Below are 7,291 nucleotides of genomic sequence, written 5' to 3' on the forward strand. Positions count from 1 at the left end.
ACACATCAATTAGTAAGACGCCAAAAGTAACAGGCAAAGGACAACAATACTTTGTTAATAAGTTTTTAGGAGAAAAACAAACAACTTAACAGGAGGGCACAGCAAATGGAAGCTCAAAACAAAAAAGTCATCTATTACTACTATGACGAAGCAAATAATAGACGACTATTATCAATTGGTAACTTAGATACCTATTTATTAGCAGATATCAAATCAAGATTTGGTTTATATAAAAAGGCAATCCCTGATTTAGATAATCTATACATTCAAATAGATGGTATCGAATTTAAATTATATTAAATTTTTGGAAATGCAAAGGAGCATAAACAAATGAACGCACTATACAAAACAACCCTCCTCACCACAATGGCAGTTGTGACGTGGAAGGTTGTAAAGATTGAGAAGCACACTAGAAAACCTGTGATTAGTAGTAAGGCGTTGAGTAACTATCTAAACAACAAATCTTTAACCATACCGAAAGATGCTGAAAATTTTACTGAATCTGCTCGTCGCCTTTTGAAGTTCGCCGAACAAACTATTAGCAAATAACAACATTATACACGAAAGGAATGATAGAAATGCCACATGTATTAAACGTAACCGTTCCAATACCTGAAACACACGTGCTTATCACAAAAGATGAATATGAAGAGTTAATAGCTTACTCATTAGACCCTGTATGGAACATGAGCGACTTAAAGAAGAAATTAAAAATTGCATCTGATGAAACAATCAAAGACAGGTTATTATTTCACCCTAGACTCGAAAAAGAGTTAAGAGCACAAGGTATCGTACATTATCCTGATGAGAATTTTAATCGTTGGAGGTTTAACGCAAGAAGGATGCATAAGTTTGTAGATGAACATTTTAATGAGATTTACAAAGGAGGGCACAACAAATGAGTAAAACTTATAAAAGCTACCTAGTAGCAGTACTATGCTTCACAGTCTTAGCGATTGTACTTATGCCGTTTCTATACTTCACTACAGCATGGTCAATTGCAGGATTCGCAAGTATCGCAACATTCATATTCTATAAGGAATACTTTTATGAAGAATAAAAAAACTGCTACTTGCGCCAACAAGTAACAGTAACAAACATTTAAGAAATAAAATTCAAGTTAAATATAAAACGAAAAACGGAGGAAGTCAACCATGACTAAAAATTATAAAGACATGACGCAGGAAGAAATAAAAGACTTATTATCTGAAAAAACGGCAGAATTGTATGAATTAGCGAAAGAAATTAAGGGAGAAAGTAAATTTGATATTTTGCTTTTCTCATCAATAGGAGTTATCGACGGAGATTATTTAGCAGGTTCAAGTTCTGTGATTGGTCATACTTTCGATCTTGCTTCCTTATTGGATAGCACTAAGAGTTATAAAGATATTGTCAATGTTCTCCAAATGTGTAAATCACAAAAATTTCTCGGTATTGATGACGACAAGGAGGACTAAAACAATGTATTACGAAATAGGCGATATCATACACAAAAATATTCATGTTAACGGATTCGATTTTAAGCTATTCATTTTAAAAGGTCATATGGGCATATCAATACAAGTTAAAGATATGAACAACGTACCAATTAAACATGCTTATGTCGTAGATGAGAATGACTTAGATATGGCATCAGACTTATTCAACCAAGCGATAGATGAATGGATTGAAGAGAACACAGATGAACAGGACAGACTAATTAACTTAGTCATGAAATGGTAGAGGGGGATTAACTAATGGCTAATCTATATGAGCTATCAGAAGCATTTAAAGAGATGTCTAATCAAGATGAATTAGATCCAACATTACTAAAAGATACATTAGATTCTATCAAAGCAGAAATGAACGTCAAAGTAGAAAACATTGTCAATTGGAGACGTGAAACTTTAGGTGACATAGATGTCATAGATAAAGAAATTAAGAGACTTCAAAATTTAAAAAAACAAAAACAAAATTTAACTGATCGTTTAAGAGATTACTTAAAAGAGATGTTAGAAACACAGGAAGTAGATAGTTACCGCACAGCTACTAATCATATTTACAAGCGCAAAAACGGGGCTAGTAAAAATATTATCGATGAAAAACTTATTCCAAAGGATTATTGGCTATCACAAGCGCCAAAGCTTAATTCTAAGCAACTAATCGATGATTTGAAAGCTGGGAAAGATATTCCGGGTGCTGAATTAAAGGTAACAGAAAGCCTGGTGATTAAGTGATGAACAAATCAGAAACAGTTGTTGAAATAAATAAAGCTATGGTTGCGTTTCGCAAGGAAGTAAAGCAGCCACTTAAAGATAAAAATAATCCATTTTACAAATCAAAATATGTACCACTCGAGAACGTTGTAGAAGCCATTGACAAGGCAGCAACGCCTCATGGGTTGTCTTATACCCAATGGGCTTTGAACGATGTAGACGGACGCGTAGGAGTCGCTACAATGCTTATGCATGAAAGCGGTGAATATATCGAGTACGATCCTGTATTTATGAATGCAGAAAAGAATACGCCACAAGGCGCAGGCTCGTTAATCAGCTACCTTAAACGTTATTCATTATCCGCGGTTTTCGGTATTACTAGCGACCAAGATGATGACGGAAATGAAGCAAGTGGAAAAAATAATAATCCAAAACAGCAAACTAGAACACAATGGGCTAGTAGCGAAACCATAGGGATTTTAAGGAAAGAGGTTATAGATTTCACTAACTTGATAAAGGGCACGGATAAAGAAGCGCCACAAAATATAGTAGAACAAAAATTCGACATAAATAACTATAAATTAACAGAAAAACAAGCAGCAGAAGCTATTCAAAAAATGCGAAACAACGCAAAAACAATTACTGGAGGAAAACAATAATGTTAAACAGAACAGTATTAGTAGGACGCTTAACAAAAGATCCAGAATATAGAACAACGCCAAATGGTGTGAGTGTTACCACTTTCACTATCGCAGTTAACAGAACATTTACTAACGCTCAAGGAGAACGTGAGGCAGACTTTATTAACTGTGTAACTTTTAGAAAACAAGCAGAAAATGTAAATAATTATTTATCCAAAGGGTCATTGGCTGGCGTTGATGGACGTTTACAATCACGCAGTTATGAAAACAAAGACGGGCAACGTGTATTTGTCACAGAAGTAGTAGCGGACAGTGTTCAATTCTTAGAACCGAAGAATAACAACCAACAACCAAACAACAATTATCATCAACAAAGACAAACTCAAACTGGTAATAATCCTTTTGATAATACCACTGCGATTACTGATGATGACTTACCGTTCTGATTGGAATGATTAGATGCCAATAATTACTAGTTACATCACTCAAGATGACGGTACAACAACAGTTGTCATCTCGGGTGTTGAATTAGGTAATAAAGAAACATTACTACTTGATAACGGGTTTGATGTGGAAGTCGATGTGAGCGTCATAGATCCGTTTCAAATTACCGGCAAGCAACGACGAAAAATATTCGCGCTTGTCAAAGACATAGAAGAATATACAGGTCAACCAATGGACTATATGCGACATATGTTCATAGAGTATGTAAGGACTTACTACGGCTATGATGAACGTATTTCACTAAGTAATTGTACGAGAACACAAGCAAGTCAAATCATTGAAGCAACGCTTGACTGGACGTTCTACAATGACATACCACTTAGCTATAAAACGAGTAATCTACTGAAACAAGATAAATCATTCTTATACTGGTCAACTGTTAACCGCAACTGTGTAATATGCGGAAAGCCTCACGCAGACCTGGCACATTATGAAGCAGTCGGCAGAGGCATGAACAGAAACAAAATGAACCACTATGACAAACATGTATTAGCGTTATGTCGCGAACATCACAACGAGCAACATGCGATTGGCGTTAAGTCGTTTGATGATAAATACCACTTGCATGACTCGTGGATAAAAGTTGATGAGAGGCTCAACAAAATGCTGAAAGGAGAAAACAATGGGAGAAGTATCGTGGATAAAACTTAAAGTTGGCATGTTTGATGACAGCAAAATCAAATATATCGAAGCTTTACCCGAAAGAGATACGATCATAACTATTTGGGTTAAGTTACTAACTTTATCAGGAAAGTACAATGAACAAGGTTATATTATGCTATCCGAAAACTTGCCGTACAACGAAGAAATGTTAGCAAATGAATTTAATAGACCTATTAACTCAATAAGTTTAGCAATTCAAACTTTTGAGACATTGGGCATGATTGAAAAAGTTAATGGTGTCATAAAAGTGACAAACTGGGAGAAGCATCAAAGCTTAGATAGCAAAGCTAAGCATAAAGAAAAAAATAAATTGCGACAACAACGCTATCGTGAGAAACAGAAAAAGTTACTAGAAGCAAAACGTAACGTTACCGTAACGTTACGTAACGATACAGAAGAAGAAGAAGAAGAAAGAGAAGAAGAAAAAGAAGAAGAAAAAGAAGAAGAATATAAGAATAAAGAAGAAGAAAGAGAAGCCGTCTTCTCATCTTCAATAAAATACATTATCGCAAATTTAGATGATAAGTTAACGCCTAATCAAATGGAGCAATTAGGGTTTGCTATTGATGATATAGGTACGAACGCTTTTGAAGTTGTAAAAGTAGGTGTTGAGTACACTAAAAGCAAAAGTGCGCATGGTGGCTATTTAATTAAAGTTTTAAACAACTGGGCTAAAGAGAACGTTAAAACAAAAGAGGATGCAGAAAACAAAATAGCGCCTAGGAAAAATGCTACTGATGATGTCATTGCACAAATGGAAAAAGAATTGAGTGATGACTAATGCCGATGAGCAAAACACAAGCATTAGAAATTATTAAAAAAGTTAGGTACGTATACAACATTGATTTTGATAAACCAAAGTTAGAAATGTGGATTGATGTATTAAGTCAAAACGGAGATTATCAACCAACTGTAAAAGCGGTAGATGGATATATCAACAGTAACAACCCGTACCCGCCTAACTTACCAGCAATCATGCGTAAGGCACCTAAAAAAGTATCTATCGAGCCAGTAGATAATGAAACCGCTACACACCAATGGAAGATGCAGAATGACCCCGAATATGTCAGACAAAGAAAAATAGCGCTAGATAACTTCATGAATAAGTTGGCAGAATTTGGGGGCGATAACGAATGAATTACGGACAATTTGAAATTGAAAGCACAATAATCGCTACGCTACTTAAACAACCGGACGTACTAGAAAAGATAAGAGTTAAAGATTACATGTTTACTAACGAAAAGTTTAAAACCTTTTTCAATTATGTAATGGACGCCGGAAAGATAGATCATCAAGAAATCTATTTAAAAGCAACTAAAGATAAAGAATTTTTAGATGCAGATACTATAACTAAACTTTATAACTCCGATTTCATTGGATACGGCTTCTTTGAACGTTACCAACAAGAATTATTGGAAAGTTATCAAATTAACAAAGCGAATGAGTTGGTCACTGAGTTCAAACAACAACCTACGAACCAAAACTTTAACAACTTGATTGATGAACTCAAGGATTTAAAAACGATTACTAACAAAAAAGAAGACGGAACCAAGAAGTTTGTTGAGGAGTTTGTCGAAGAGTTATACAGCGATAGCCCTAAGAAGCAAATTAAGACGGGTTACAAGCTCATGGATTACAAAATAGGGGGATTGGAGCCATCACAATTAATCGTCATCGCAGCGCGTCCCTCAGTGGGTAAGACAGGTTTTGCATTAAACATGATGCTGAACATAGCACAAAGTGGATACAAAACATCTTTCTTTAGTCTCGAAACAACCGGCACATCGGTATTGAAACGTATGTTATCAACAATTACTGGTATTGAGTTAACAAAGATAAAAGAAATCAGGAACTTAACGCCGGATGACTTAACAAAGTTAACGAATGCGATGGATAAAATCATGAAATTAGGCATCAATATTTCTGATAAAAGTAATATCACACCGCAAGATGTGCGAGCACAAGCAATGAGGCATTCAGACAGGCAACAAGTTATTTTTATAGATTATCTTCAACTGATGGATACTGATGCGAAAATTGATAGACGTGTAGCAGTAGAAAAGATATCACGTGACTTAAAGATAATCGCTAACGAGACAGGCGCAATCATCGTACTACTTTCACAACTGAATCGTGGTGTCGAGTCTAGACAAGATAAAAGACCAATGCTATCGGACATGAAAGAATCAGGCGGAATAGAAGCAGATGCGAGTTTGGCAATGCTACTTTACCGTGATGATTATTATAACCGTGACGAAGATGACAGTATCACAGGCAAATCTATTGTTGAATGTAACATAGCCAAAAACAAAGACGGCGAAACCGGAATAATTGAATTTGAGTATTACAAGAAGACTCAGAGGTTTTTCACATGAATATCATGCAATTCAAAAGCTTATTGAAATCGATGTATGAAGAGACAAAGCAAAATGACCCGATTGTAGCAAATGTCTATATAGAAACTGGTTGGGCAGTTAACAGATTGTTAGACAATAACGAGTTATCGCCTTTCGATGATTACGACAGAGTTGAAGAGAAAATTATGAATGAAATCAACTGGAAGAAAACACATATAAAGGAGTGTTAAAAATGCCGAAAGAAAAATATTACTTATACCGAGAAGATGGCACGGAAGATATTAAGGTCATCAAGTATAAAGACAACGTAAATGAAGTTTATTCGCTCTCAGGAGCCCATTTCAGCGACGAAAAGAAAATTATGACTGATAGTGACCTAAAACGATTCAAAGGCGCTCATGGGCTTCTGTATGAGCAAGAGCTAGGATTACAAGCAACGATATTTGATATTTAGAGGTGGCACAGTGAGTAAATACAACGCTAAGAAAGTTGAGTACAAAGGAATTGTATTTGATAGCAAAGTAGAGTGCGAATATTACCAATATTTAGAAAGTAATATGAATGGCACTAACTATGATCATATCGAAATACAACCGAAATTCGAATTATTACCAAAACTAGATAAACAACGAAAGATTGAATATATTGCAGACTTCGCGTTATATCTCGATGACAAACTGATTGAAGTTATCGACATTAAAGGTATGCCAACCGAAGTAGCAAAACTTAAAGCTAAGATTTTCAGACATAAATACAGAAACATAAAACTCAATTGGATATGTAAAGCACCTAAGTACACAGGCAAAACATGGATTACTTACGAGGAATTAATTAAAGCAAGACGAGAACGCAAAAGAGAAATGAAGTGATCTAATGCAACAACAAGCATATATAAACGCAACGATTGATATAAGAATACCTACAGAAGTTG

16 protein-coding genes and 2 pseudogenes are annotated in these 7,291 nt (G+C 35.2%); all 18 read left to right on the forward strand.

Annotation, left to right across the window (positions count from 1 at the left end; translation table 11 throughout):
- A pseudogene (locus tag HMPREF3247_RS14785) lies at nt 1-89 on the forward strand (oxidoreductase); the annotation flags it as partial.
- A gap of 16 nt (nt 90-105) precedes the next feature.
- On the forward strand, nt 106-300 hold the full coding sequence (locus HMPREF3247_RS13315; RefSeq protein ID WP_000388066.1) for a hypothetical protein: 195 nt from the start codon (nt 106-108) through the stop codon (nt 298-300).
- A 30-nt stretch (nt 301-330) separates the two neighbouring features.
- Nucleotides 331-430, forward strand: a pseudogene (locus HMPREF3247_RS15060) (hypothetical protein); the annotation flags it as partial.
- Nucleotides 431-578: 148 nt separating this feature from the next.
- Nucleotides 579-902 carry a DUF771 domain-containing protein gene (locus HMPREF3247_RS13325; protein WP_001120937.1) on the forward strand — a complete coding sequence of 108 codons (324 nt, stop codon included), beginning with the start codon at nt 579-581 and terminating at the stop codon, nt 900-902.
- Nucleotides 899-1,060, forward strand: a complete 162-nt coding sequence (locus tag HMPREF3247_RS13330; RefSeq protein ID WP_000048129.1) for a DUF1270 family protein — start codon at nt 899-901, stop codon at nt 1,058-1,060. The genes HMPREF3247_RS13325 and HMPREF3247_RS13330 overlap by 4 nt, the downstream gene beginning before the upstream one ends.
- A 94-nt stretch (nt 1,061-1,154) precedes the next feature.
- Entirely contained in the window at nt 1,155-1,457 is a 303-nt protein-coding gene (locus HMPREF3247_RS13335; RefSeq protein WP_000165369.1) for a DUF2482 family protein, read from the forward strand.
- 4 nt (nt 1,458-1,461) lie between these two features.
- The gene (locus HMPREF3247_RS13340) at nt 1,462-1,722 is read left to right on the forward strand and encodes a DUF1108 family protein (protein WP_000291065.1); all 261 of its coding nucleotides are present in this window, start codon (nt 1,462-1,464) and stop codon (nt 1,720-1,722) included.
- Nucleotides 1,723-1,736: 14 nt separating this feature from the next.
- Nucleotides 1,737-2,216 carry a siphovirus Gp157 family protein gene (locus HMPREF3247_RS13345; protein WP_000002518.1) on the forward strand — a complete coding sequence of 160 codons (480 nt, stop codon included), beginning with the start codon at nt 1,737-1,739 and terminating at the stop codon, nt 2,214-2,216.
- Entirely contained in the window at nt 2,216-2,854 is a 639-nt protein-coding gene (locus HMPREF3247_RS13350) for an ERF family protein (protein WP_001043072.1), read from the forward strand. Before HMPREF3247_RS13345 ends, HMPREF3247_RS13350 begins: the two co-directional genes overlap by 1 nt.
- Nucleotides 2,854-3,282 carry a single-stranded DNA-binding protein gene (ssb, locus tag HMPREF3247_RS13355; protein WP_000934784.1) on the forward strand — a complete coding sequence of 143 codons (429 nt, stop codon included), beginning with the start codon at nt 2,854-2,856 and terminating at the stop codon, nt 3,280-3,282. Before HMPREF3247_RS13350 ends, ssb begins: the two co-directional genes overlap by 1 nt.
- Nucleotides 3,283-3,295: 13 nt before the next feature.
- Entirely contained in the window at nt 3,296-3,991 is a 696-nt protein-coding gene (locus tag HMPREF3247_RS13360) for a putative HNHc nuclease (protein ID WP_001121809.1), read from the forward strand.
- A complete protein-coding gene (locus HMPREF3247_RS13365; RefSeq protein ID WP_070866253.1) occupies nt 3,963-4,784 on the forward strand; it encodes a phage replisome organizer N-terminal domain-containing protein in 822 nt (273 codons plus the stop codon). Before HMPREF3247_RS13360 ends, HMPREF3247_RS13365 begins: the two co-directional genes overlap by 29 nt.
- Complete coding sequence (locus HMPREF3247_RS13370) at nt 4,784-5,140, forward strand: hypothetical protein (protein ID WP_001132243.1); 357 nt, start codon at nt 4,784-4,786, stop codon at nt 5,138-5,140. The genes HMPREF3247_RS13365 and HMPREF3247_RS13370 overlap by 1 nt, the downstream gene beginning before the upstream one ends.
- On the forward strand, nt 5,137-6,378 hold the full coding sequence (locus HMPREF3247_RS13375; RefSeq protein ID WP_001106159.1) for a DnaB helicase C-terminal domain-containing protein: 1,242 nt from the start codon (nt 5,137-5,139) through the stop codon (nt 6,376-6,378). The genes HMPREF3247_RS13370 and HMPREF3247_RS13375 overlap by 4 nt, the downstream gene beginning before the upstream one ends.
- Entirely contained in the window at nt 6,375-6,590 is a 216-nt protein-coding gene (locus tag HMPREF3247_RS13380; RefSeq protein WP_001024402.1) for a hypothetical protein, read from the forward strand. The genes HMPREF3247_RS13375 and HMPREF3247_RS13380 overlap by 4 nt, the downstream gene beginning before the upstream one ends.
- 2 nt (nt 6,591-6,592) lie before the next feature.
- Nucleotides 6,593-6,814, forward strand: a complete 222-nt coding sequence (locus HMPREF3247_RS13385) for a DUF3269 family protein (RefSeq protein ID WP_001123681.1) — start codon at nt 6,593-6,595, stop codon at nt 6,812-6,814.
- A gap of 10 nt (nt 6,815-6,824) precedes the next feature.
- Nucleotides 6,825-7,229, forward strand: a complete 405-nt coding sequence (locus HMPREF3247_RS13390; RefSeq protein ID WP_000049784.1) for a DUF1064 domain-containing protein — start codon at nt 6,825-6,827, stop codon at nt 7,227-7,229.
- A gap of 4 nt (nt 7,230-7,233) precedes the next feature.
- Nucleotides 7,234-7,291, forward strand: a 58-nt coding sequence (locus tag HMPREF3247_RS15160; protein WP_142300282.1) for a DUF3113 family protein, incomplete at its 3' end; no start/stop codon positions are given.

Source organism: Staphylococcus sp. HMSC36A10, from assembly GCF_001838845.1.
Lineage (GTDB): Bacteria > Bacillota > Bacilli > Staphylococcales > Staphylococcaceae > Staphylococcus > Staphylococcus aureus.

Coding starts and splice junctions, on each gene's coding strand:
- HMPREF3247_RS13315 (WP_000388066.1), top strand. CDS start 106: ATGGAAGCTCAAAACAAAAAAGTCATCTATTACTACTATGACGAAGCA.
- HMPREF3247_RS13325 (WP_001120937.1), top strand. CDS start 579: ATGCCACATGTATTAAACGTAACCGTTCCAATACCTGAAACACACGTG.
- HMPREF3247_RS13330 (WP_000048129.1), top strand. CDS start 899: ATGAGTAAAACTTATAAAAGCTACCTAGTAGCAGTACTATGCTTCACA.
- HMPREF3247_RS13335 (WP_000165369.1), top strand. CDS start 1,155: ATGACTAAAAATTATAAAGACATGACGCAGGAAGAAATAAAAGACTTA.
- HMPREF3247_RS13340 (WP_000291065.1), top strand. CDS start 1,462: ATGTATTACGAAATAGGCGATATCATACACAAAAATATTCATGTTAAC.
- HMPREF3247_RS13345 (WP_000002518.1), top strand. CDS start 1,737: ATGGCTAATCTATATGAGCTATCAGAAGCATTTAAAGAGATGTCTAAT.
- HMPREF3247_RS13350 (WP_001043072.1), top strand. CDS start 2,216: ATGAACAAATCAGAAACAGTTGTTGAAATAAATAAAGCTATGGTTGCG.
- ssb (WP_000934784.1), top strand. CDS start 2,854: ATGTTAAACAGAACAGTATTAGTAGGACGCTTAACAAAAGATCCAGAA.
- HMPREF3247_RS13360 (WP_001121809.1), top strand. CDS start 3,296: ATGCCAATAATTACTAGTTACATCACTCAAGATGACGGTACAACAACA.
- HMPREF3247_RS13365 (WP_070866253.1), top strand. CDS start 3,963: ATGGGAGAAGTATCGTGGATAAAACTTAAAGTTGGCATGTTTGATGAC.
- HMPREF3247_RS13370 (WP_001132243.1), top strand. CDS start 4,784: ATGCCGATGAGCAAAACACAAGCATTAGAAATTATTAAAAAAGTTAGG.
- HMPREF3247_RS13375 (WP_001106159.1), top strand. CDS start 5,137: ATGAATTACGGACAATTTGAAATTGAAAGCACAATAATCGCTACGCTA.
- HMPREF3247_RS13380 (WP_001024402.1), top strand. CDS start 6,375: ATGAATATCATGCAATTCAAAAGCTTATTGAAATCGATGTATGAAGAG.
- HMPREF3247_RS13385 (WP_001123681.1), top strand. CDS start 6,593: ATGCCGAAAGAAAAATATTACTTATACCGAGAAGATGGCACGGAAGAT.